General features: G+C 59.4%; 18 protein-coding genes. 11 read left to right on the top strand and 7 right to left on the bottom strand.

Translation table 11 applies throughout. The features are described 5' to 3' along the window. Window positions 1-74 precede the first annotated feature (74 nt). The 6 genes from clpP (at window position 75) to AC3IUE_RS22765 (ending at window position 8,238) form a co-directional block, all read left to right on the top strand. The gene (clpP, locus tag AC3IUE_RS22790) at window positions 75-710 is read left to right on the top strand and encodes an ATP-dependent Clp endopeptidase proteolytic subunit ClpP (protein WP_033057292.1); all 636 of its coding nucleotides are present in this window, start codon (window positions 75-77) and stop codon (window positions 708-710) included. Window positions 711-822: 112 nt separating this feature from the next. After that, on the top strand, window positions 823-2,106 hold the full coding sequence (clpX, locus tag AC3IUE_RS22785) for an ATP-dependent Clp protease ATP-binding subunit ClpX (protein ID WP_007946893.1): 1,284 nt from the start codon (window positions 823-825) through the stop codon (window positions 2,104-2,106). A gap of 161 nt (window positions 2,107-2,267) precedes the next feature. Continuing rightward, window positions 2,268-4,664 carry an endopeptidase La gene (gene lon / locus AC3IUE_RS22780; RefSeq protein WP_489263826.1) on the top strand — a complete coding sequence of 799 codons (2,397 nt, stop codon included), beginning with the start codon at window positions 2,268-2,270 and terminating at the stop codon, window positions 4,662-4,664. 148 nt (window positions 4,665-4,812) lie between these two features. Further along, entirely contained in the window at window positions 4,813-5,085 is a 273-nt protein-coding gene (locus AC3IUE_RS22775) for an HU family DNA-binding protein (RefSeq protein WP_002552737.1), read from the top strand. A 233-nt stretch (window positions 5,086-5,318) separates the two neighbouring features. Next, window positions 5,319-7,190 (top strand): SurA N-terminal domain-containing protein, encoded by a 1,872-nt coding sequence (locus AC3IUE_RS22770; protein WP_461999264.1) that lies wholly within the window; start codon window positions 5,319-5,321, stop codon window positions 7,188-7,190. Window positions 7,191-7,419: 229 nt separating this feature from the next. After that, window positions 7,420-8,238, top strand: a complete 819-nt coding sequence (locus AC3IUE_RS22765; RefSeq protein ID WP_461999263.1) for a DUF2242 domain-containing protein — start codon at window positions 7,420-7,422, stop codon at window positions 8,236-8,238. Between the two features lie 350 nt (window positions 8,239-8,588). On the opposite strand, the gene AC3IUE_RS22760 is transcribed toward AC3IUE_RS22765, so the two are convergent. Together AC3IUE_RS22760 and AC3IUE_RS22755 are read right to left on the bottom strand one after the other, a co-directional pair. Beyond that, window positions 8,589-9,629: an AraC family transcriptional regulator gene (locus tag AC3IUE_RS22760; protein ID WP_489263825.1), complete on the bottom strand. Its 1,041-nt coding sequence runs from the start codon at window positions 9,627-9,629 to the stop codon at window positions 8,589-8,591. A 3-nt stretch (window positions 9,630-9,632) separates the two neighbouring features. Then, a complete protein-coding gene (locus AC3IUE_RS22755; protein WP_056740248.1) occupies window positions 9,633-10,763 on the bottom strand; it encodes a carbon-nitrogen hydrolase family protein in 1,131 nt (376 codons plus the stop codon). 208 nt (window positions 10,764-10,971) lie between these two features. Here AC3IUE_RS22755 and AC3IUE_RS22750 point away from each other — a divergent pair, with 208 nt between their 5' ends. Both AC3IUE_RS22750 and AC3IUE_RS22745 read left to right on the top strand, forming a co-directional pair. Beyond that, window positions 10,972-13,011, top strand: coding sequence for an oxidoreductase (locus AC3IUE_RS22750; RefSeq protein WP_489263824.1), 2,040 nt, complete (start codon window positions 10,972-10,974; stop codon window positions 13,009-13,011). Window positions 13,012-13,167: 156 nt separating this feature from the next. Next, entirely contained in the window at window positions 13,168-14,085 is a 918-nt protein-coding gene (locus AC3IUE_RS22745; protein WP_489268924.1) for a 1-aminocyclopropane-1-carboxylate deaminase/D-cysteine desulfhydrase, read from the top strand. A 10-nt stretch (window positions 14,086-14,095) separates the two neighbouring features. On the opposite strand, the gene AC3IUE_RS22740 is transcribed toward AC3IUE_RS22745, so the two are convergent. The 3 genes from AC3IUE_RS22740 to AC3IUE_RS22730 form a co-directional block, all read right to left on the bottom strand. Then, on the bottom strand, window positions 14,096-14,644 hold the full coding sequence (locus AC3IUE_RS22740) for a cytochrome b (RefSeq protein WP_056740251.1): 549 nt from the start codon (window positions 14,642-14,644) through the stop codon (window positions 14,096-14,098). A gap of 186 nt (window positions 14,645-14,830) precedes the next feature. Further along, entirely contained in the window at window positions 14,831-15,658 is an 828-nt protein-coding gene (gene phnX / locus AC3IUE_RS22735) for a phosphonoacetaldehyde hydrolase (RefSeq protein WP_489263823.1), read from the bottom strand. A 195-nt stretch (window positions 15,659-15,853) separates the two neighbouring features. Next, entirely contained in the window at window positions 15,854-16,963 is a 1,110-nt protein-coding gene (locus AC3IUE_RS22730) for a 2-aminoethylphosphonate--pyruvate transaminase (RefSeq protein ID WP_489263821.1), read from the bottom strand. Between the two features lie 109 nt (window positions 16,964-17,072). Between AC3IUE_RS22730 and AC3IUE_RS22725 the strand changes: the two genes are divergently transcribed. Further along, complete coding sequence (locus AC3IUE_RS22725; protein WP_489263819.1) at window positions 17,073-17,936, top strand: LysR substrate-binding domain-containing protein; 864 nt, start codon at window positions 17,073-17,075, stop codon at window positions 17,934-17,936. 110 nt (window positions 17,937-18,046) lie between these two features. On the opposite strand, the gene AC3IUE_RS22720 is transcribed toward AC3IUE_RS22725, so the two are convergent. Beyond that, window positions 18,047-18,919, bottom strand: a complete 873-nt coding sequence (locus AC3IUE_RS22720; protein ID WP_056740259.1) for a LysR family transcriptional regulator — start codon at window positions 18,917-18,919, stop codon at window positions 18,047-18,049. Window positions 18,920-19,187: 268 nt separating this feature from the next. On the opposite strand from AC3IUE_RS22720, the gene AC3IUE_RS22715 reads away from it, so the two are divergent. Then, the gene (locus AC3IUE_RS22715) at window positions 19,188-20,513 is read left to right on the top strand and encodes an MFS transporter (protein WP_461999255.1); all 1,326 of its coding nucleotides are present in this window, start codon (window positions 19,188-19,190) and stop codon (window positions 20,511-20,513) included. Between the two features lie 10 nt (window positions 20,514-20,523). After that, on the top strand, window positions 20,524-21,915 hold the full coding sequence (locus tag AC3IUE_RS22710) for an FAD-dependent oxidoreductase (protein ID WP_489263818.1): 1,392 nt from the start codon (window positions 20,524-20,526) through the stop codon (window positions 21,913-21,915). Between the two features lie 3 nt (window positions 21,916-21,918). Here AC3IUE_RS22710 and AC3IUE_RS22705 read toward each other — a convergent pair whose 3' ends face one another. Beyond that, window positions 21,919-23,343 carry a type VI secretion system Vgr family protein gene (locus AC3IUE_RS22705; protein WP_489263817.1) on the bottom strand — a complete coding sequence of 475 codons (1,425 nt, stop codon included), beginning with the start codon at window positions 23,341-23,343 and terminating at the stop codon, window positions 21,919-21,921. Between the last annotated feature and the right edge of the window lie 53 nt (window positions 23,344-23,396).

Genomic DNA, 23,396 nt, shown 5'->3' with positions numbered 1-23,396 from the left:
GTACACACATAAGCCAGCCTTCGTGCTGGCTTATGCGTATTCAAGACATAACTATTTGGGAGTGACTGCAGAGCATGTTCCGTAATTCGTATATTCAGCAGAACTCTGATATCCAGGCCGCAGGCGGCCTGGTCCCGATGGTTGTCGAGCAGTCTGCTCGTGGCGAGCGCGCCTATGACATCTACTCGCGCCTTCTCAAGGAGCGAGTGATCTTTCTGGTTGGTCCGGTAGAGGACTACATGGCCAACCTGATCTGTGCGCAACTGCTGTTCCTTGAAGCGGAAAACCCGGACAAGGACATCCATCTCTATATCAACTCCCCGGGTGGTTCGGTGACGGCGGGCATGTCGATCTATGACACCATGCAGTTCATCAAGCCAAACGTGTCGACCACCTGTATCGGTCAAGCGTGCAGCATGGGTGCGTTTCTACTGACGGCCGGTGCCGCTGGCAAGCGTTACTGCCTGCCGAACTCACGTGTGATGATTCACCAGCCACTGGGCGGTTTCCAGGGCCAGGCTTCGGATATCGAAATCCATGCCAAGGAAATCCTCTTCATTCGTGAGCGTCTCAACACGCTGATGGCCAAGCATAGCGGGCACACTCTTGAAGAAATCGAGCGCGATACCAACCGCGATAATTTCATGAGTGCAGAAGCAGCGCGTGAATACGGGTTGATCGATGAAGTGATCAGCCAGCGCCCCGCTTAAATTAAGCAGCTCAAAATAAGGTTGGTCGGCGCGTCCGATCACTCGCGGGCTTGAAAAAGCCCGCAATAGCCTTCATCTTGTGTTGCAAGCCTATCGGATTTGGATCGAACGAATGACTGACACCCGCAACGGCGAGGACAACGGCAAGCTGCTCTATTGCTCCTTCTGTGGCAAAAGCCAGCATGAAGTGCGCAAATTGATTGCCGGCCCCTCGGTCTTTATCTGCGACGAGTGCGTCGACCTGTGCAATGACATCATCCGTGAGGAGGTGCAGGAAGCCCAGGCCGAAAGCAGCGCGCATAAATTGCCTTCGCCTAAAGAAATCAGCGGCATCCTTGATCAGTACGTGATTGGTCAGGAGCGTGCGAAAAAGGTTCTGGCCGTAGCGGTGTACAACCACTACAAGCGCCTGAACCAGCGTGACAAAAAGAATGACGATGTCGAACTCGGCAAGAGCAACATCTTGCTGATCGGCCCGACAGGCTCGGGTAAGACCCTGCTTGCCGAAACACTGGCCCGCTTGCTGAACGTTCCGTTCACCATCGCCGACGCAACCACCCTCACCGAGGCAGGTTACGTGGGTGAAGATGTCGAAAACATCATTCAGAAGCTGCTGCAGAAGTGCGATTACGACGTAGAAAAGGCCCAAATGGGCATTGTCTACATCGATGAGATCGACAAGATCTCGCGTAAATCTGACAACCCGTCGATCACCCGGGACGTTTCCGGTGAAGGCGTGCAGCAGGCCCTGCTCAAGTTGATCGAAGGCACGGTCGCTTCCGTTCCGCCACAAGGTGGTCGCAAGCATCCGCAGCAGGAATTCCTTCAGGTCGACACCCGTAACATCCTGTTCATCTGCGGTGGTGCGTTCTCCGGTCTGGAAAAGGTTATTCAAAACCGTTCCACCAAGGGCGGCATCGGTTTCAACGCGGAAGTGCGCAGCAAGGAAGAAGGCAAGAAAGTCGGTGAGTCCCTGCGTGAAGTCGAGCCTGACGATCTGGTCAAGTTCGGTCTGATCCCGGAATTCGTCGGTCGTCTGCCGGTACTTGCCACGCTGGACGAGCTTGATGAGGCTGCGCTGATGCAGATTCTCACCGAGCCGAAAAATGCTCTGACCAAACAGTATGCCAAGCTGTTCGAGATGGAAGGTGTGGATCTGGAATTCCGGGCCGACGCTCTGAAATCGGTCGCCAAACGTGCCCTGGAACGCAAAACCGGTGCCCGTGGACTGCGTTCGATTCTCGAAGGTGTATTGCTCGACACTATGTATGAAATCCCCTCGCAGTCCGAGGTGAGTAAAGTAGTGATCGACGAAAGCGTTATAGAAGGCAAGTCCAAGCCACTGTATATCTACGAAAACAGTGAGCCGGCTGCCAAGGCAGCGCCAGACGCCTAAGCGTCACGCTGCTGGAATAAAGAAGGGGCCTTCGGGCCCCTTTGCTTTTTGCGCGTTTTAACACCTTCTTTAAGCTTGTTTTTTTTGAAGGTAGCCCCCATCTTGGTTTCAAGCTCACTTCCATCTGTTTACGGCCTTATGGCCGCCGTAGAGGCGAAATCATGAAGACAACCATCGAATTGCCTCTCCTGCCATTGCGTGATGTTGTGGTTTATCCGCACATGGTTATCCCGCTGTTCGTGGGGCGCGAGAAATCCATCGAAGCCCTCGAGGCAGCGATGACGGGCGACAAGCAGATCCTTCTGCTGGCTCAGAGAAACCCTGCTGACGACGATCCCGGTGAAGAAGCACTTTATCGCGTAGGTACCATTGCTACCGTTCTACAGCTGCTCAAGCTGCCTGACGGCACGGTCAAGGTTTTGGTCGAAGGTGAGCAACGGGGCGCCGTTGAGCGTTTCAGCGAAGTGGACGGCCACTGCCGTGCCGAAGTCTCATTGATCGACGAAGTCGACGCGCCAGAGCGCGAGTCGGAAGTGTTCGTCCGCAGCCTGCTGGCTCAGTTCGAACAATATGTGCAACTGGGCAAGAAAGTCCCGGCTGAAGTCCTGTCGTCGCTCAACAGCATCGACGAACCAGGCCGCCTGGTCGACACCATGGCCGCACACATGGCCCTGAAGATCGAGCAGAAGCAGGAAATCCTCGAAATCATCGATTTGTCGGCCCGGGTCGAGCACGTTCTGGCGTTGCTGGATGCCGAGATCGACCTGCTGCAAGTCGAAAAACGCATTCGCGGTCGCGTCAAAAAACAAATGGAGCGCAGCCAGCGCGAGTACTACCTGAATGAGCAGATGAAGGCCATTCAGAAAGAGCTCGGCGACAGCGACGAAGGCCACAACGAAATCGAAGAGCTGAAAAAGCGCATCGATGCCGCCGGTCTGCCGAAAGATGCCTTGGTTAAAGCCCAGGGCGAACTGAACAAGTTAAAACAAATGTCGCCAATGTCTGCGGAAGCGACCGTGGTGCGCTCGTATATTGACTGGCTGGTTCAGGTGCCGTGGAAGGCGCAGAGCAAAGTGCGTCTGGACCTGGCGCGCGCTGAAGACATTCTCGATGCAGACCACTATGGTCTGGAAGAAGTCAAAGAGCGGATCCTCGAATACCTCGCCGTGCAAAAACGCGTGAAGAAAATTCGTGGTCCGGTGTTGTGCCTGGTCGGTCCTCCTGGGGTGGGTAAAACCTCTCTGGCGGAGTCGATTGCTCACGCCACAAACCGCAAATTCGTGCGCATGGCCCTCGGTGGTGTGCGTGATGAAGCGGAAATTCGTGGTCATCGCCGTACTTATATCGGTTCGATGCCAGGAAGATTGATTCAAAAGATGACAAAAGTGGGCGTCCGCAACCCGCTGTTCCTGCTCGATGAAATCGACAAAATGGGCAGCGACATGCGTGGCGATCCGGCGTCGGCGTTGCTGGAAGTGCTCGACCCTGAGCAGAACCACAACTTCAACGATCACTATCTGGAAGTCGACTACGACTTGTCCGATGTGATGTTCCTTTGCACCTCGAACTCCATGAACATTCCACCAGCCTTGCTGGACCGGATGGAAGTGATTCGCCTGCCGGGTTACACCGAAGACGAAAAGATCAACATCGCCGTCAAATACCTTTCGCCAAAGCAGATTACGGCTAACGGCTTGAAAAAAGGCGAGCTGGAATTCGACGCCGAAGCGATCCGTGACATCATCCGCTACTACACCCGCGAAGCCGGTGTACGTGGGCTGGAGCGCCAGATTGCCAAGGTTTGCCGCAAGGCGGTCAAAGAGCATGCAATGGAAAAACGCTTCTCGGTGAAGGTCACTGCCGAGATGCTGGAACACTTCCTGGGCGTGCGCAAATTCCGCTACGGTCTGGCTGAATCGCAGGATCAGATCGGTCAGGTCACCGGGCTGGCGTGGACTCAAGTGGGCGGCGAATTGCTGACCATCGAAGCCGCCGTCGTACCGGGTAAAGGCCAGTTGATCAAGACCGGTTCTTTGGGTGACGTCATGGTCGAATCGATCACGGCGGCCCTGACTGTTGTTCGCAGTCGCGCGAAGAGCCTGGGGATTCCCCTGGACTTCCACGAGAAGCGCGACACGCACATCCATATGCCGGAAGGGGCGACCCCGAAGGACGGCCCTAGCGCCGGTGTGGGCATGTGCACGGCTCTGGTGTCGGCATTGACCGGGATCCCTGTGCGCGCGGACGTTGCGATGACTGGCGAAATTACGCTGCGTGGTCAGGTGCTGGCGATTGGCGGTTTGAAAGAAAAACTGCTCGCTGCTCACCGTGGTGGAATCAAGACGGTGATCATTCCTGAAGAGAACGTACGCGATCTGAAGGAAATTCCTGACAATATCAAGCAAGATCTGCAGATTAAACCGGTTAAATGGATTGACGAGGTCCTGCAAATTGCGCTGCAATACGCGCCGGAGCCCTTGCCAGATGTAGCTCCAGAGATAGTTGCAAAGGATGAAAAACGCGAGTCTGACTCTAAGGAAAGAATTAGCACGCATTAGTACGCATTTGCCTGGGTGGCTTGTTGACAGCTTTTTAGAGCCCTTGTTATAAAGCGGCTCTTAAGTGTCTGTAGGCCATTCAGCACTCGTTTTTGCTTTCACCAAAAAACTTAGAATCATACTCAAAATAGATATAAGGGGACTTAGAGTGAACAAGTCGGAACTGATTGATGCTATCGCTGCATCCGCTGATATCCCGAAAGCTGCTGCTGGCCGTGCGCTGGACGCTGTAATCGAATCCGTCACTGGCGCTCTCAAGGCCGGCGACTCTGTTGTTCTGGTTGGTTTCGGTACTTTCTCCGTAACTGATCGTCCAGCTCGCATTGGTCGTAACCCACAGACCGGTAAGACGCTGGAAATCGCAGCTGCTAAAAAACCAGGTTTCAAAGCCGGTAAAGCACTGAAAGAAGCTGTCAACTAAGTTCGATTCAGGTTTTTGCCTATCCGGGTCGGGGTCATGCCTGACCTGGCAGCGGAGCGGTAGTCCAGTCGGCGAGTCGCCGATCCGAGACACCGAGGCTCGCAAGTTCGAGTCATCGGTCCGCTCCGCCAGTTACGAGAAGGCGCATCCTCGGATGCGCCTTTCTTCTATCCGGATTCTACCCACGCTCCACGGTTGCCTAATTTTGAAGTTCAACCGTTTCTGGGGGACGCATGCTGCAGAATATCAGGGACAATTCACAAGGCTGGATTGCCAAGACCATTATCGGGGTCATCGTTGCACTGATGGCTTTGACCGGTTTCGACGCCATCTTCAAGGCCACTACGCATCGTAATGATGCGGCCAAGGTCAATGGTGAAGAAATCAGCCAGAACGAGCTGAGCCAGGCGGTCGATATGCAACGCCGTCAGCTCATGCAACAGCTGGGCAAGGATTTCGATGCTTCCTTGCTCGACGAAAAAATGCTGCGCGAATCGGCCCTCAAAGGCTTGATCGATCGCAAGCTGCTGCTGCAAGGCGCAGAAAACTCGAAGTTCGCTTTTTCCGAAGCTGCTTTGGACCAGGTGATCCTGCAAACGCCTGAATTCCAGGTTGATGGCAAGTTCAGCCCTGAGCGTTTCGACCAGGTTATTCGCCAACTCGGCTACAGCCGCATGCAATTCCGCCAGATGCTGGCTCAGGAAATGCTGATCGGTCAGCTGCGCGCTGGTCTGGCAGGTAGCGGTTTCGTCACCGACGCACAGGTTCTGGCATTCGCCCGTCTCGAAAAACAGACCCGCGATTTCGCTTCCTTGAACGTCAAGGTCGACCCGGCGGCTGTGAAGCTGACCGACGATGAAGTCAAAGCCTACTACGACGAACACGCCAAGGAATTCATGACGCCGGATCAGGTGGTCATTGATTACCTGGAGTTGAAGAAGGCTTCCTTCTTTGATCAGGTCAGCGTCAAGGACGAAGACCTGCAAGCGGCGTATCAGAAAGAGACCGCGAACCTGTCGGAACAACGCCGGGCCGCGCACATTCTGATCGAAGTGAACGACAAGGCGACCGAAGCGCAAGCCAAGGCCAAGATCGAAGAGATCCAGGCACGCCTGGCCAAAGGCGAGAAGTTCGAAGCTCTGGCCAAGGAGTTCTCCCAGGATCCTGGTTCGGCGAACAACGGCGGTGACCTCGGCTATGCCGGTCCTGGTGTCTACGATCCAGCCTTCGAAACAGCGCTGTATGCGTTGGCCAAGGATCAGGTCTCGGCGCCGGTTCGCACCGACTTCGGTTTCCACCTGATCAAGCTGTTGGGTGTCGAAGCGCCTGAAGTGCCGACGCTCGCCAGCCTGAAAGACAAGCTGACCCGTGAGCTGAAAACCCAGCAGGTCGAGCAGCGTTTCGTGGAGGCGACCAAGCAACTGGAAGACTCGTCGTTCGAAGCCTCCGATCTGGTTCAGCCGGCGCAGGACCTGAAGCTCACTGTTCATACGTCCAAACCGTTCGGCCGTGAAGGTGGCGACGGTGTTGCGGCCAACCGTGCCGTGGTCACTGCGGCGTTCAGCCCTGAAGTGTTGGATGAGGGTGCCAACAGCACCGCTATCGAGCTCGATCCGGAAACCGTGATCGTGTTGCGCGCCAAGGAGCACCTGAAACCTGCGCAACTGCCGCTGGAAAGCGTAGCTGCCAGTATTCGCGTGCAATTGGCCAAGGAACACGCCAGTTCTGCCGCCAAGACCAAGGCTGAAGAGCTGATTGTCAGCCTGCGCGATGGCAAGACTGCGCTGGACAAGGCGATCGACGGTCAGAGCTGGAAAGTGACCCAGGCAGCCACTCGTGGCCAGGAAGGGGTTGACCCAACCGTGCTGCAGGCGCTGTTCCGCATGCCCAAGCCTGTCGCCAAGGACAAGCCGACCTTCAGCAGCGTGACCCTGGCCGACGGTAGCCTGGTGATTGTGCGTCTGAACGGCGTGAACGAAGCTGCTGCGCCGACCGAAGAAGAGAAGGCTCAATACCGTCGCTTCCTTGCTTCGCGCATTGGCCAGCAAGACTTTGCGGCCTACCGCAAACAGCTGGAAAGCCAGGCTGAGATCAAACGCTTCTGATGCCTGACTGAGTGTTGCGCTACACAAAGACCCCGGCCGAAAGGCTGGGGTTTTTTATGGGCGAAACAAAAGCAGCGAGGGTTACCCGTCGCCTGAGTGTTTCCCGTGCGACTTTTTCCTGTAAATGACAGTCAGTAGACTTGTAACTGTTTTAAGACACTAATCGATACTCCGCTAAGCATCGATCTGTTGCACAATACGCCCCGGACCGTTTTCCTCAGGATGTTCAATGTTTAAATCATTTCCCATGCGTGTTGCAGGGCTGGCGTTGGTGCTGGCCGCCGCGGCCGGCTGCTCGTCGAAGAAAGCCCCGATCTATGAGCATGAGAACTTCGATGACTCCGGAACGTTTTCGCGCAGCTACCCGGTGACGGATGCGCAGACGTGCGAAGCCGCCCGTCGGGCGTTGCTCAGCCAGGGCTACATCATCACCAGCGCCGACCCGAAACTGGTCAGCGGACACAAAAGCTTCCAGCAGACCGGCGAAACCCACATGGAGATCAGCTTCAGTGTGGTCTGTGCCGATGACGGCAGTGAAGGGCACCACGCGACGATGTTCGCCAACGCCCTGCAGGACCGTTATGCGCTGAAGAAGACCAACAACTCCGCCAGCGTTGGTGTAGGCGTGCTGGGTTCTGTGTCGATGCCGATCGGCTCGTCCGACGACTCGATGGTCAAGGTCGCCAGCGAAACCGTATCGTCGCCCAAGTTCTACGAGCGGTTCTTCACCCTGGTCGAGTTGTTCCTGCCGCCGGAAGCGAAAAAGGCCGCGCACATCAAGGATAAGCCGAAACCCGATCTCGGCGTGCCTGAAGCCAAGGTCGCACCGGCTCCGTTGGCGCCGTCTGCGGCAGAACCTGCGCCGGCACCTGCCGAAGCTGCTCCAGCAGCCTCTGAGCCGGTTGCACCGCCGCCTGAAGCCGCTCCGATTGCTCCGGCCGGGAATACCGAGCCGGCATCGACCACGGAAACCGTCACTCCGCCGCCCCAATCAAGCCTGCCTCCACCCACCGAGCCTATTTCGGCCATTCCTGTATCTGGCCAGTAATCGTGCTCTGACGCTGCGGGATCGGGTCAGACGACACCAATCCCGCAGCGGCTTTTAAATTGATCCGCGTCAACCCAGGCCGTTGTCCTACGGCCTGTATCGAAAAAATCCTGTGATAAATTCCTGACGGCCTGCTACGTTTTATTAAGTAGCCGCTGAGCGGCGTGCCTGCGTCATTTTTCTTTCACGTGGGCACTTTATGCTCGGGGCGCTGGTCATTTATTCAGGCGTTTTTTTCAACGAGCTGTGGGGGATTCAAAATGGACGATTATCAAGAAGAGCTGCTCGAGTATCAGGCGTTTGAACTGGACCCGCTGGAACCGGCCGAAGACGCTACCGAGCTGTAAGCGTCAAGCGGATTGGCGATGACTGCGGCGAAACTCGCCGGGAGTCTGGCCGCTCCAGCGTTTGAAGGCCCTTTGAAAGGCTTCGGCTGAGGCAAAGCCCAGCAGGTAGGCGATTTCTCCGAACGCCAGTTCGGTATCGCGGATGTAGGTCATGGCCAGGTCGCGACGCGTGTCATTGAGGATCGCGCGAAATTGCGTGCCTTCCTCGGCGAGTTTGCGGCGCAAGGTCCAGGTTGGCAGCTTCAGGCGTGCCGCCACTTCTTCCAGGTCGGGTTCCCGGCCACCATTGAGCAATGGCCCCAGTAACTGAGTGATGCGTTCACGCAGGCTGCGGGTGCGTGTCAGTTGCTCCAGCTCCCGTTCACACAGTTGCAGCAAGTGTCGCCAGGTGCTCGGGCAGTGTTCCGGGTTGCGCTGGGCGAGGCTGGCAAGGCTCAAGCGCAGTTGATTGTGCTCGCCGCCAAACTGGATCGGGCAGTCGCCCAGCACCTCATAAGCCGTTCGGTAATCCGGCTCATCGAACTCGATCTCGATGCGTTCGGCCCTTAAAAGGGCAGGGCTGATGCTGGACAATTGCTGCAACCAGCCAGCGATGATCGAATCCACCACGAAGCGGTTGTAGGCGTTGTAAGGGCTGATGGAATAAAACCGCAGCCAGGCGCCTTGGGCGTCTTCGTGAAAGCTCGATTGACCGCGATAGTTGGAGCCATACAAGGCTTCGAAGCGAATCAGGCACCGCGCGGCTTCTCGCACCGTTGGCGCCTGAGCGGCCGTGACCCCGGCCAGGCCGACCTGGCTCAGGCGACTGAGCTGACCCATGCGCAAGCCAAGTGCCGGGTTGTCGGTCAGTTGAATGGCGCTGTGACCCAGGCGCATGTAGCGCGGGATCGAGAGCCGGGCGCTCGCTTCGCTCAGGCGAGCCGTGTCGAGGCCGTATTGTTCGAGCAACGGCTGAGGGTCTACACCATGGCTGCGCACGGCGTCGGCCAGGCTATGAACAAAGCCGACCGACAGATCGCCGAGGCGCATCGGCAACGGTTTCATCGGTTACAACCAGAGGTTCAGCAATCGCGCGCCACGGGCATTGCCGTCGGCGAACTGCTGCCCGTTGCTGCTGAGAAAACTTTGACCGGCGCTGCCCTGATCCCAGAACTGACCGCGCAGGAACACGCTCATGCCGGCGATTGCCTGGCTGCTGGGCGGCTGGGCGGTGAGGGTCAGACGATGCCAGGCCTGGCCTTCGCTGAGCTCCCCGGCCTTGAGACTGACGGAGTCAGGCGTCGACAGACCCTTGTAACCGCCCCACGGTTTGTCCCAGGTGCCGCGCCCGATCACAAACGCCGGGACCGCGACGAACTGCGCTCCCTGGTCGTCGAGCTTGCGGTAATTGTCCGGGTACCAGCTGTCGCTGCCGATCAACACGCCCAGGCGTCCGGCCGGGGTGTCGACGACGTTGAGCGTATGCTCGCCGTTGGCGGCGATGACTTCATGTTCATCGAAAATCGGGTGCATCTGGCGCTGGGGTTGGCCGATCGGCAAGCCATCGCGACCGAATACCACGCTGCTGTTGTACAACGCGCCGCGGCCGATTTTCAGGGTGCCGTCGATGATGCTGGGCTCGGGTAGCACGATGGAGCCCGCCACCAACGTCACGTGGAATTCTTTCGCCAGACCACCAAACAGTGACTGGTAGTCCTTGGCCATGCCTTTGGCCTTCATGCGCAGGTGCGCGTCGTCCAGACGTTTGTCGCCCTTGGCGCTGATCAGTGCGCGGACGAACTTCAGTGGGTTACTGACCGCCAGCCAGTTCATGGCTTCCTTGAGCGTGGTCGCCTGGTACAGCTCATCTTTCTCGCCGCTGACCATCAACCAGGTGCCGACATGTTCGGGCAGGACGACGATGGTTTTTTCGTTCAGCAGGCCCTGGTCCTGGGCCTTCTGCAAATAGGCCGCCAACTTGCGGTGCAGGCGCTCGGGGCTTTGATAGTCGGTGGGAAACAGCTCGGGCTGGATGCCCAGCAAATTGCCGCGATCAGCGGGTGTGCCTTGGTCGACCGCGAGGTTGATGCGCAGGTCCGACAGGTAATGACCCACCGGACGGTCCGCGGCCCACATGGCGTAGGTCGTAAGGGCGGCAATCAATGCCATGGAGAAGGTCAGGTACAGAAGTTTGCGCATGGGGAAACAGTCAACGGCCGTGTGCAGGATTCGCGACTAGGGTAGGGCGCATGCCGGCCCTTGCCAAGGGGCGCTGCACATTTGGATCAATAAGTTGTCAGTTACGGTCATTGAGTGACAGCGGCGCGACTCTTAGTCTGTCCAACATGACTGACGGGGCCGCAGAGCTCCTGCACTTTTTCCGTGATCGCTCGATGTGGAGTTACCGATGGCCGCCGCTCATTACCCGCACCTGTTGGCCCCGCTGGACCTGGGTTTTACCACGCTGCGCAACCGTACCCTGATGGGTTCGATGCACACCGGTCTTGAGGAAAAGCCCGGCGGTTTCGAGCGCATGGCGGCGTACTTCGCCGAACGTGCCCGTGGCGGCGTTGGCCTGATGGTCACCGGCGGTATTGGCCCGAACGACGAGGGTGGGGTGTACTCCGGCGCGGCCAAACTGACCACTGAGGAAGAAGCGCTCAAGCACCGCATCGTCACCCGCGCGGTGCACGAGGCGGGCGGCAAGATCTGCATGCAGATCCTTCACGCCGGGCGTTATGCCTACAGCCCGAAACAGGTCGCGCCGAGCGCCATTCAGGCGCCGATCAACCCGTTCAAGCCTAAAGAGCTGGACGAGGAAGGCATCGAGAAGCAGATCAGCGATTTCGTCACCTGCTCGACCCTGGCGCAACAGGCCGAGTACGACGGCGTCGAGATCATGGGCTCCGAAGGTTATTTCATTAACCAGTTCCTCGCCGCCCACACCAACCACCGCACCGACCGTTGGGGCGGCAGCTACGAAAACCGCATGCGCCTGCCGGTGGAAATCGTCCGCCGGGTGCGCGAAGCGGTAGGCCCGAACTTCATTATTATCTTCCGCCTGTCGATGCTCGATCTGGTGGAGGGCGGGAGCAGCTGGGAAGAAATCGTAACACTGGCCAAGGCCATCGAGCAGGCCGGTGCGACCATCATCAACACCGGCATCGGCTGGCACGAAGCGCGGATCCCGACCATCGCCACCAAAGTGCCGCGCGGTGCGTTCAGCAAAGTCACGGCCAAGCTGCGCGGTTCGGTGAGCATTCCGCTGATCACCACCAACCGTATCAACACCCCGGAAGTCGCCGAGCAGATTCTGGCCGAAGGCGATGCCGACATGGTCTCCATGGCGCGGCCGTTCCTCGCCGACCCGGACTTCGTCAACAAGGCCGCTGAAGGTCGTGCCGATGAAATCAACACCTGCATCGGTTGCAACCAGGCCTGTCTGGACCACACCTTCGGCGGCAAGTTGACCAGTTGCCTGGTGAACCCGCGCGCCTGTCATGAAACCGAACTCAATTACCTGCCGGTGCAGCAGATCAAGAAAATCGCGGTGGTCGGTGCCGGTCCTGCGGGTCTGTCCGCGGCGACCGTGGCCGCCGAGCGTGGCCATCAGGTGACGCTGTTCGATTCGGCCAGCGAAATCGGTGGCCAGTTCAACATCGCCAAGCGTGTGCCGGGCAAGGAAGAGTTCTTCGAAACCCTGCGCTACTTCAACCGCAAACTGCAGACCACCCACGTTGAGGTGTGCCTGAACACCCGCGTCGACGTCGCACAGCTGGTCGAAGGCGGTTACGACGAGATCATTCTCGCCACCGGCATTGCTCCAAGAACCCCGGCGATTCCGGGTGTCGAGAACGCCAAGGTGCTGAGCTACCTGGACGTGATCCTTGAGCGCAAACCGGTGGGCAAACGCGTCGCGGTGATTGGTGCCGGTGGTATCGGATTTGATGTGTCGGAGTTCCTGGTTCACCAGGGCGTGGCCACCAGCCAAAATCGCGAGGCGTTCTGGAAGGAGTGGGGCATCGATACGCATCTGCAAGCGCGCGGCGGTGTCGCCGGCATCAAGGCTGAACCCCATGCACCGGCACGTGAAGTGTTCCTGCTGCAGCGCAAGAAATCCAAGGTCGGCGATGGCCTGGGTAAAACCACCGGCTGGATTCACCGCACCGGTCTGAAAAACAAGCAGGTGCAGATGCTCAACAGCGTTGAGTACCTGAAGATCGACGACGAAGGTTTGCACATCCGCATCGGCGAAACCGGCGAGCCACAAGTGCTGCCGGTGGACAACATCGTGATCTGCGCCGGGCAGGATCCGCTGCGTGAATTGCAGGAGGGGCTGGTGGCGGCCGGGCAGAACGTGCATTTGATTGGCGGCGCGGATGTGGCGGCTGAGTTGGATGCCAAGCGGGCGATCAACCAGGGTTCGCGTCTGGCTGCCGAGTTGTAATACGCAGGTCGAGCGCGCCAATGGCCATCGCGAGCAAGCTCGCTCCCACAGTAGATCTTCGGTGCGACATGGATCGAGTGTGGGAGCGAGCTTGCTCGCGATGGCTGACTTTGAGCGACTAGAATGCTGGATCTATCCGAGCACAATCAGGCGCCAATGCTTTCCCCTCCAACCGATTGGCTACCCCAGGCCCCCCTCGAACCCCTTCATCTTGATTGGCTGACCCGATCAAGCATCGAAGTCGCGATCCTGCGCCTCGACCAGATCGACCCACTGATCAGCGGTAACAAGTGGTTCAAACTCATTGAGCACCTGAAAGCCGCTGACCAGATCGGTGCCAAAGGCATCATCAGTCTGGGCGGTGCCCACTCCAATCATCTGCATGCACTGGCGGCGGCGGGTAAACGTTTTGGTTTTCGCACCGTTGGCCTGCTGCGCGGTCATCCGCAAGAAACGCCGACGGTGAAAGACTTGCAGGCGTTCGGTATGCAGCTGCATTGGCTCGGTTATGGCGGTTATCGAGCGCGGCACGAGCCGGGTTTCTGGCTGCCATGGCAGGCGCAGTATCCGGATCTGCATCCGGTGTCGGAAGGTGGCGGCGGTTTGCAGGGAGCCAAGGGTTGCATACCGCTGAGGACAATGGTCAGCGAGCAACTGAACGGTCTTGGCTGGAGCGACTACGACGGCTGGTGGCTGGCCTGCGGAACGGGCACGACCCTGGCCGGTCTGGTGCTGGCCGAGGCGGGTGAACACCCGGTGTATGGCGCGCTGGCGGTGCCCGACGATCATGGGGTGGCGCAGCAAGTCGAATCAATTGTGCAAGAGGCGGGTTTACAGTGTCGCGCTTATGAATTGTTCGACGCCAGTCGTGGCGGCTTTGCCAAAGTCGATCCGCTGTTGCTCGAATTCATCGATCAGACCGAACAGGCCTGCGGCATTCCCCTCGAACCGCTGTACACCGGCAAAGCCCTGTTGGCGCTCAAGCAGCAAGTCGAAGCCGGAAGATTCGAAAAGGGCACGCGCCTGATCTTCATCCATACCGGCGGTTTGCAGGGCCGCCGGGGTTTCCAGTGAGCGGCGGGATTCACCCGCGCTTGGGCATCATCCGCAGCAAGGTGTTATCACCCACTACATAGTGGTGATAAATCCCCGCCACGGCGTGCAGGCCGATCAGCCAGTAACCGATGGTGCCGCCGAGTTCATGCCAGCCCTGGAGTTCTTTGGCGAACTCCTTGTTTTCGGCAATCAGCAACGGCAGATCAATGCCGTAAAACATCACTTGATTGCCCTTGGCGCTGGTCACCAGCCAACCCAAAATCGGCATGGCGATCATGAAAATGTACAGCGCCCAGTGCATCAGCCTGGCCAGCACGGTCTGCCAGTGAGGCGAGGCCGGGAAGATCTGCGGTGCCGGGCCGAGGCTGCGGGCGAACAGCCGCAGCCAGACCAGCACGAACACGGTCAGGCCGAGCATGAAGTGTGATTCGACGATCAGTGTTCGTGCCCCACTGCCTTTGGGAAAGATCCCGCGAAACTCGATAGACGCGTAAACCAGCGCCAGCAGGACCAGCATCAACCAATGCAGCGCGATCGATACGGTGCTGTAGCGTGAGTCAGAGTTCTTCCAGGGCATACGGTGTTCCTCACAGGTCAGGTCGAGCCACCGTTCTTGTTCGACGGTGTGCTTTAACTGTAATCCGCTTTGGTGGATTTGCCTGTGGCTATTTGGGTGTTCAATGCTCTAGATCACGAGGTCGGCCACAAAAAAGCGCCAGTTCCGTTAAAGAACTGGCGCTTTTTTATGCGGCGGCAGGCGCAATCAGTTGGTTTGCGGCATCTCGCCCTTGGCCAGACGCTTATTGATATCGGCAATCACTTCCGGCAAATCGGTGATGGTGTCGATCATGTAGTGCGGCCGTGAACCTTCGAACATCCCGTGGATGCGCTTGCGTTCGCTGGCCAGTTGGTCGCTGCCGAGGGCGCGGTAACCTTCGTAGTCCAGGCCCAGCGCGTTGCCCGAGCAGATCAGCGCCACGGTCCACATGCCGGCACGACGACCTTCGAGAATGCCCGGCACGGTGTCGTCGATCTTCACGCAGGCTGCGACATCATCGATGCCCAGCGCGATCACGTTGGCCAGCGCCTGGGCCGGCCATGGACGGCCGTTGGGCACTTCGTCGGTGGCGACCACGTGGTCAGCGACGTAGCCGTTGGTGGCGGCCAGTTCGACCACCTTGTCCATGACCTGTTTCGGGTAGCCGGAGCAGGAACCGATCTTGATCCCTTGCTGGCGAAGATTGGCGATGGTGTCCAGCGCGCCCGGAATCAGCGCCGAGTGCTCGGCGATTTTCTCGATTTGCAGGGGCATGAAGCGTTTGTAGATGGCGGTGACGTCATCGTCGGTTGGCGTACGGCCGAACACGGCGCGATAACGTTCGGCCACTTCCGGCTGATCGCACAGGGTGCGGATGTGGTCCCACTTGCCCATGCCCATCGGCCCGCGGGCTTCTTCGATGGACACCTGGACGTCGAATTCGGCGAAGGCTTCGACAAAAATTTGAGTTGGCGCGAAAGAGCCGAAGTCGACCACGGTGCCGGCCCAGTCGAGGATGGCGGCTTGCAGCTTGGTTGGGTTTGCGTAGTTCATGTCTCAAATCCTGTATTTGGGGAATGAAGAGCCCTGTAGCAGCTGTCGAGCCCCAGCGAGGCTGCGTTCGGCTGCGCAGCAGTCGTTAACTCTGGCTACTCGGTTCATCTAAAAACACCGAGGTGGATGGTTTACGACTGCTTCGCAGCCGAACGCAGCCTCGCAGGCTCGACAGCTGCTACAAGTCGTGGTGAGTCAGATTTCGAGGACTTCCATCTCGCGCAGCACTTCGGCGATCGCCGCCACGGCCGCGTGCATCTCGTCCTGGTTGACGTGGCCAATGCAGCCGACGCGGAAGGTTTCGACCTGGGTCAATTTGCCGGGGTAGAGGATGAAACCCTTGGCCTTGACGCGTTCGTAGAATTCCTTGAACTGGTAGCGCGGATCTTTCGGTGCATGAAAGGTGACGATGATCGGCGCCTGAATCGCGGCGGGCAGGAAGCTGCGCAGCCCCAGTTTGGCCATGTCATCGAGCAGCACCTGGCAGTTGTTGGCATAGCGCTGATGCCGGGCGGGCAAGCCACCTTCTTCGTTGTATTGCAGCAGGGCTTCGTGCAACGCCGCGACCACGTGGGTCGGCGGGGTGAAGCGCCACTGGCCGGTCTTGGCCATGTAGGTGTGCTGGTCGAAAAGGTCCATCGCCAGCGAGTGCGAGTTACCGGCGGCATCGGCCAACGCTTCTTTGCGAGCAAAGACAAAGCCCATTCCCGGCACGCCTTCCAGGCATTTTCCCGAGGCGGCGATCAGCGCATCGAACGGCACCTGTTGCGCGTCAATCGGCAGCGCGCCGAAGGAGCTCATGGCGTCGATGATCAGGCGTTTGCCGTGTTGCGCGATGACGTGGGCGATTTCCGGCAGCGGATTGAGGATCCCGGTGCTGGTTTCGCAGTGAATCAGCGCGATGTGGGTGATGCTGGCGTCGGCGCGCAGCAGGCGGTCGACGTCGGCGGCGGTGGTCGGCTCGTCTTCGGCGGTTTCAAAGGTACTGAAGGAGCGGCCGAGCACTTCGCAGATCTTCGCCAGGCGTTTGCCATAGGCGCCGTTGATCAGCACCAGGACTTTGCCGTCGCGAGGTACCAGTGTGCCGATCGCCGCTTCGACCGCGAAGGTTCCGCTGCCTTGCAGGGGCACGCAGTGGTGGCTGTCGCCGCCGTTGATGATCGCCAGCAGTTGTTCGCACAGGCTGGCGGTCAGTTGATTGAAGCGGTCATCCCATGAACCCCAGTCGACCATCATCGCCTGACGGGTGCGGGCCGATGTGGTCAGTGGGCCGGGGGTGAGCAGGATGGGTTCGGCAGTACTCATTCTCGTGTCCTCGCAATCGATGGGATGAAGCTACGGGGCTTAAATTGCAATTTGCCGTGCTATCAATCAAATTGTTTGTTGTTATGCCAGCCATCAGTGAGGGTTATTCATGAACCTGTTCCAGCTCCGCGCATTCGATGCGGTGGCCCGCGAGGGCAGCTTCACCCGGGCCGCCGCGCGACTGTTCATCAGCCAACCGGCGGTCACCGGGCACATCAAGGCGCTGGAGGAGCATTACCAGATCACCCTGTTGCGGCGCACCGCACGACGGGTGGAGCTGACGGAGGAGGGCACCAAACTGGCTGCGATCACCCGGGCGATGTTCGGTCTGGCCGAAGAGGCGCAGGTGATGCTCGAGGCCAACCGGCAGTTGCTGACCGGGCGTCTGGAAGTTGCGGCGGACGGGCCGCACATGGTCATGCCGATGCTCGCCAGCCTGCGCGCGCGGTATCCCGGCATTACCGTGAACCTGCGGCTGGGCAATGCTCAGGAAACCTTGGCGGCGTTGCTGTCGGAGCATGCCGACGTGGCGGTGCTGACCGAGGTCGAACCGCGCAAGGGGCTGCATTTGCAAGACTTAAGCGAATCACGGATTTGTGCGCTGGTGCCCGACGGTCATCCCTGGGCGCAGATGTCCAAGGGCGTGCCGCTCAAGGCGCTGGATCAGGTGATCATGGTGTTGCGCGAGCCGAGCTCGATCACCCGGCGCACCTTCGACGAGGCGTGCGCGGCGGCGTTGGTCAGTCCACGGGTGTTGCTGGAGCTGGACAGTCGCGAGGCGGTGACTGAAGCCGTCGCCGCAGAGTTGGGGGTTGGCGTGGTGTCGTCGGTGGAGGTCAGTCATGACCCGCGGGTGGCGGCGGTGCCGATACTTGGTGAAGGGTTGGTCAATCGGCACATGATCGGGTGCATGGAACGGCGGCGGGATTTGCGCTTGATACAGGCGTTTTTCGAGTTGGCGCCCGCCTTGTAACCGAGGTGCGCCCATCGCGAGCAAGCTCGCTCCCACATTTGACCGAGTTCTTCCTGGAGAAATACGATCCAATGTGGGAGCGAGCTTGCTCGCGATGGGGCCAGACCTGCCTACACCAGACTCTCGCGAACCATCTCCAGAAACGTCGCCACCACCCGCCGTGAACTCTGCTCGCGCAAGCACACCAGCGTCTCGGTCAATCGTCGTTTGCAGTCGGTAATCGGCAACGCGCACACCCGCGAATCTGCACCGAACTCGGCGGCCGACACCACACCAACGCCAATCCCCACGACCACCGCTTCACGCGCCGCTTCCCGACCTTCAACCTGAATCGCTGGCCGAATGCGAAAGCCTGCCTGGGCCATTTCTTCTTCCAGCGTTTGCCGCGTCACCGAGCCGATTTCCCGCAACACCAACGGCGTGTCATCCAGATCCGCGAGGCAAATCGACTCACGGTCGGCCCACGGATGATTGCGCGAAACGAACGCCACCATCGGGTCATTGCGCAGCGGCAGCGAGATCAGACGTTCGTCACTCACCTCCCGGCCCAGCAATGCCAGGTCGGCCTGGTAGTTGAACAACCGAAACAGCGATTCATCGGTGTTGCCGGTTTCGATCTTCACGCTGATGCCGGGGTAGCGTTCGCAGAACCGCGCGATCTGCGGCAACACGTGCACTGGCGCATCCACCGCGAGAATCAGGCTGCCGGTCTGCAAGGCCCTGGAGTCATGCAAGAGCTCCTGCGCCTCGGCCTCGATAACGAACAATCGCTGGGTAATGCTCAGCAAGCGCTCGCCCAGATCGGTCAGGCGTACCGAGCGTTTGTTGCGGTGGAACAGCAGCACACCGAAACGCTCTTCGAGTTTGCGCACTTGGTCGGAAATCGCCGGTTGCGTGAGGAATAGCCGCTCGGCGGCTTTGGTAAAGCTTCCGTGCACGGCCACGGCGTGGAAGGCTTTGAGCTGGGCGTGGGAAACCGACATCGAAACCTCCAGTAACAAGCTGAGCTTATATTGGAAATACGATAAATCGATTTCACTTATTAATCAGTAATTGTTTTTATCCACCTCAGCCCCGGTGACTGGTCAGTCGAACAGTGTCGGCGGCCATGAGCCTGTGCGTGCAACAGCAGGACTCATCTGACCGATATCGCCTCAGGGAAGCTGCGATATCGAAGTGCTCAACAATAAAAAAACAGGCGTTATTTCTCAATTTCTGCCGGCACACTCACACCCTGAGGTCAGAACCACCATGAACAAGCACATCGGCACTATCAAGCGTTGGCGCGTGCAGATCTTCGCGATCACCTGGCTCGCTTACGCCGCTTTCTACTTCACCCGCAAAGCTTTTTCCGTGGCAAAACTGGGGATCGCCGAAGACCCCACCTTCATGCTCGACAAAATGGCCATGGCCAACCTCGACGCCATCTACCTCACGGCTTACGCCATCGGGCAATTCACCTGGGGCATCCTGGCCGACCGCTTTGGCCCAAGGGTCGTAGTGTTAGGCGGGTTGCTGATTTCAGCGGCGGCAGCCTTGGTGATGGGCAGTTTCGCGACGTTACCAATCTTCGCTACCTGCATGCTGATTCAAGGGTTTGCCCAGTCCACCGGCTGGTCCGGGCTGTGCAAGAACCTCGGCAGTTTCTTTCCCGCCGAACAGCGCGGGCGGGTGCTGGGGTTGTGGAGTTCCTGCTACGCCTTTGGTGGGTTGGTGGCTTCGCCGTTTGCTGGCTGGTGGGCGTATACGCTGATCGGCACCTGGCATGCGGCGTTCTTTTCCAGTGCGGCGGTGGTTGGGCTGGTCGCCGTGCTGTTTTTTATTTTTCAACGCAACAAACCGGAAGATGTTGGCTTGCCGGCGGTGGAACCGGAACCGCAACTGACGGCGCAAGAGGCCGACGCGCAAAGCAAGATCAGCATGCTGGAACCGTTAAAAGAAATTCTGCGCAACCGCACCGTGCTGGTGCTGGGTCTGGCGTACTTTCTGCTGAAACCGGCGCGCTACGCGATTCTGCTCTGGGGACCGGTAATCGTCTTCGAGCAGATGCCCTCAGTGGGCAAGGTCGGCGCGGCAATCATTCCGACTGCGTTTGAACTGGCCGGGTTGCTCGGGCCGATTCTGCTGGGCCTGGCTTCGGACAAAGTGTTCGGCGCCCGACGCATGCCGGCGTGTGTGCTCAGCCTGTTGGCGCTGACCGTGACCCTGGCCTTGTTCATGGGCGCCCTGCATACCGGCAGCGTGATGCTGGTGGTGGCGCTGCTGTTCGTCATGGGCCTGACCCTGTACGGACCGGACTCGATGATCAGCGGCGCGGCCGCGATCGATTTCGGCACCGCCAAGGCGGGCGCCACAGCGGCCGGCTTCGTCAACGGTTGCGGCTCGGTCGGGGCGATTCTCGGCGGCTTGCTGCCGGGCTACTTCGACTCGGTCACCGTGTTCATCGTCTTCGCCGGCTGCGCGTTGTTTTCGGCCCTGGTGCTGATCCCGCACTGGAACAGCCGTCCGGCTGGCCTGAGTGCCGAAAGCGTTTTCGTACCTAATCAACCGATCACCGTAAAACCTCTGCGTACTTAAGGATTGACCCATGAGACCTTTCTGGCTGGAACAGGCGCTGGCGGCCGAGTCCTGCGCGCCATGCGAACCCTTGGTGGGCGACACCCGCGCCGATGTCTGCATCGTCGGCGGCGGCTACACCGGGTTGTGGACCGCGATCATGCTCAAGGAGCAGAACCCCGAGCTGGATGTGCTGCTGATCGAGGCTGATATCTGCGGCGCCGGTGCCAGTGGCCGCAACGGTGGTTGTGCACTGTCGTGGTCGGCCAAGTACTTCACCCTGGAACGGCTGTTCGGCGTCGAAGAAGCGGTGCGCCTGGTCAAGGAATCGGAGCGCAGCATCCATGCCATCGGCGCCTTTTGCGAGCAGTACGCGGTGGACGCCGATTACCGCCTCGACGGGACGCTCTACACCGCCACCAACCGTGCCCAATGCGGTTCGACCGACGCCGTGATCGCGGCGCTGGAGCGTAATGGCATCAACTCCTTCACCCAACGGCCGGTGGCCGATGTGCAACGCATGGCCGGTTCCAGCAAACATCTGGAAGGCTGGTTTTCCCCGGCGGCGGCCAGTGTGCAGCCGGGCAAACTGGTGCGCGGCTTGCGCCGGGTCGCCTTGCAACTCGGCGTGAGGATTCACGAGCACACCGCCATGACCGGGTTGCAGGAGGGCAAGCCAGCGGGGATACAAACCCCGAACGGCACCGTTCGCGCTGATCGCGTGGTGCTGGCGATGAACGCCTGGATGGCCCGGGCGTTTCCACAGTTCGAGCGCAGTGTGGCGATTGTTTCCAGCGACATGCTGATCACCGAACCGCGACCCGATCTGCTCAACGAAATCGGTTTGACCAGCGGCGTCACGGTGCTCGATTCGCGGATTTTCGTGCACTACTACCACAACACTCCGGACGGCCGAATCATGCTCGGCAAGGGCGGCAACACCTTTGCTTACGGCGGGCGAATGTTGCCGGTGTTCGATCAGCCATCGCCCTATGCCGGTTTGTTGCAGCACAGCCTGAGCGAGTTCTTTCCGGCGTTTGCCCAGGTCAAGGTCGAGGCGACCTGGAACGGTCCGTCTGATCGCTCGGTCACCGGTTTGCCGTTCTTCGGCCAGATGAGCGCCAGCGGTAACGTGTTTTATGGTTTCGGATATTCCGGCAGCGGGGTTGGCCCGTGTCATATGGGCGGGCAGATTCTCGCCTCGATGGTTCAGGGACTGGACAACGCCTGGACCCGTTCGCCTCTGGTCAACGGTCCGTTGGGCTTGTTTCCGCCGGAACCGATTCGTTACCTCGGCTCATTGATGGTGCGCAACGCCATCCGCCGCAAGGAGCGCGCCGAGGATCACGGGCGTCGGCCACGGCATCTGGATGTGCGTCTGGCGAAGTTCGCGGCGGCGGCAGGCAAGGCCGACAAAGGGTGAGTGTCAGGGCGTGAGGTCCGAGCGATTGACCAGCCAATCGAGCAGCAAGTGGCTATCGCGGCGTGGCTCGGGAACGCGCCGAGTGCGCGGGTGATGGCCCATGCCGACGCACAGCACCGGCCGGTCCGGGTCGCTGTCGAGAAAACTGATCAGGACGTCGCTGCCGGCCTTTGGCAGGCTGGACGGGTCAATCCGACCGTCCGGCGTTGCAAGGGCTACCGGTAACCAGAGACCGGCAGACTCAAGCGGATCCGCTTCCGCTGTTGGCCACAGCCTGACCTGTATTCGACCTCGATCATCCAGCGCCGCCGGCTGCCCGGCCGGGCCCAGCACCCGGGCGGTCTGATAACCCGGGATGCTCGGCCGGGTCTGTTTGAGCGCCGGCCTGAAGACCGTCGACCAGGGAATGGCGGTGAACTGATTGCGGTAATGGCGGACAGTGACAGGTTTGTCGGTGGCAAGAATCGAAGGTTGTTGCCCCTGATGTCGGGTTTCGGTGAGCAGCCACTGATCGTTGAAATTCGTCAGTGGATGTTCTGACACTTGCACTATCCGTGCGCTGCGCAGTGCGCTCTGGTTGCTTTGACCGTGGATCTGCAGGTGCTGGCAACGCAGACGTTCCAGGTGTCGACGGCTTAGTTGATCGCGATGGATGTGCTCGGGCGCGGGGCGGACCATCACCGGCAATGGTTTGCTGAACGCGTGGTTGGCCGCGCCGTCGTCGGGGCTTTGCGAGCCACGGTTCCTGGCCTCCAGTCGCGAGGGAAAGGGCGGCGAGTCATGGCGCTGGAACAACTCACTGATCACCGGCTCGTCACTGTCTTCGGGCGCGTCGCCCTGGAAAGGCGTAAGGACGGGTTCCTGGGGGAAACTCAGGCTGTCATCCGCCAGGACCAGCACATGCCCGTCGCGCTGATGTTCGAAGTGATAGTGAATGCCTTCTGCTTCGCACAGCCGTTGCAGCAATGCCAGATCGCTCTCCTCGTACTGAATGCAAAAAGGCCGGACGGGATAGTGCCCGTTCGACAATTCGAAGCGATAGCTCCCCTCGGGCACATCATGTTCCTCCAGCAGTTGGCGCAGGATCATCGGTACGCTGAGGTGATGAAAGACGCGGCGTGAACGCTGCCGGTCGAGCCATTGAAGGTAGGGCACCAGCACCAGTTTGTAGCCGATCCGGTGGGGGCCGCGATGCTCGCGACTGGCACTGTGAAGGACGCCGTGAATACCCTGGCCCTCCATCAGGCTGAGGAACACCGGCTGTTGCAGCAGTCGGTCGAGGTTCATGGCCGGTGCGAGACCGATGACTTCGATGTCGAATCGATAGGGCTGGTTGAGGGCTTCTCGGCCACTGAACTGCAACACCTGCAAACTCAAATCGCCGTCGAGAAGTGTCAGGGTGAAGGGACTTTCCTTGTCGTTGTGCATCGAACGCGCTTCTGCCATGGAATTCGGGCGCAGAGGGTACGAAACCACAGCCC

The sequence above is a fragment of the Pseudomonas sp. GL_093 genome, assembly GCF_057837605.1.
This window is presented reverse-complemented; position numbering and strand designations above follow the sequence as displayed.

What these genes read in the sequence shown, in the direction of transcription:
- AC3IUE_RS22720 (WP_056740259.1), bottom strand. Translation starts at nt 18,919, where the DNA reads ATGTCGGTTTCCCACGCCCAGCTCAAAGCCTTCCACGCCGTGGCCGTG.
- AC3IUE_RS22710 (WP_489263818.1), top strand. Translation starts at nt 20,524, where the DNA reads ATGAGACCTTTCTGGCTGGAACAGGCGCTGGCGGCCGAGTCCTGCGCG.
- AC3IUE_RS22760 (WP_489263825.1), bottom strand. Translation starts at nt 9,629, where the DNA reads ATGAAACCGTTGCCGATGCGCCTCGGCGATCTGTCGGTCGGCTTTGTT.
- clpX (WP_007946893.1), top strand. Translation starts at nt 823, where the DNA reads ATGACTGACACCCGCAACGGCGAGGACAACGGCAAGCTGCTCTATTGC.
- clpP (WP_033057292.1), top strand. Translation starts at nt 75, where the DNA reads ATGTTCCGTAATTCGTATATTCAGCAGAACTCTGATATCCAGGCCGCA.
- lon (WP_489263826.1), top strand. Translation starts at nt 2,268, where the DNA reads ATGAAGACAACCATCGAATTGCCTCTCCTGCCATTGCGTGATGTTGTG.
- AC3IUE_RS22705 (WP_489263817.1), bottom strand. Translation starts at nt 23,343, where the DNA reads ATGCACAACGACAAGGAAAGTCCCTTCACCCTGACACTTCTCGACGGC.
- AC3IUE_RS22770 (WP_461999264.1), top strand. Translation starts at nt 5,319, where the DNA reads ATGCTGCAGAATATCAGGGACAATTCACAAGGCTGGATTGCCAAGACC.
- phnX (WP_489263823.1), bottom strand. Translation starts at nt 15,658, where the DNA reads ATGAACTACGCAAACCCAACCAAGCTGCAAGCCGCCATCCTCGACTGG.
- AC3IUE_RS22765 (WP_461999263.1), top strand. Translation starts at nt 7,420, where the DNA reads ATGTTTAAATCATTTCCCATGCGTGTTGCAGGGCTGGCGTTGGTGCTG.
- AC3IUE_RS22725 (WP_489263819.1), top strand. Translation starts at nt 17,073, where the DNA reads ATGAACCTGTTCCAGCTCCGCGCATTCGATGCGGTGGCCCGCGAGGGC.
- AC3IUE_RS22730 (WP_489263821.1), bottom strand. Translation starts at nt 16,963, where the DNA reads ATGAGTACTGCCGAACCCATCCTGCTCACCCCCGGCCCACTGACCACA.
- AC3IUE_RS22745 (WP_489268924.1), top strand. Translation starts at nt 13,168, where the DNA reads ATGCTTTCCCCTCCAACCGATTGGCTACCCCAGGCCCCCCTCGAACCC.
- AC3IUE_RS22715 (WP_461999255.1), top strand. Translation starts at nt 19,188, where the DNA reads ATGAACAAGCACATCGGCACTATCAAGCGTTGGCGCGTGCAGATCTTC.
- AC3IUE_RS22750 (WP_489263824.1), top strand. Translation starts at nt 10,972, where the DNA reads ATGGCCGCCGCTCATTACCCGCACCTGTTGGCCCCGCTGGACCTGGGT.
- AC3IUE_RS22740 (WP_056740251.1), bottom strand. Translation starts at nt 14,644, where the DNA reads ATGCCCTGGAAGAACTCTGACTCACGCTACAGCACCGTATCGATCGCG.
- AC3IUE_RS22755 (WP_056740248.1), bottom strand. Translation starts at nt 10,763, where the DNA reads ATGCGCAAACTTCTGTACCTGACCTTCTCCATGGCATTGATTGCCGCC.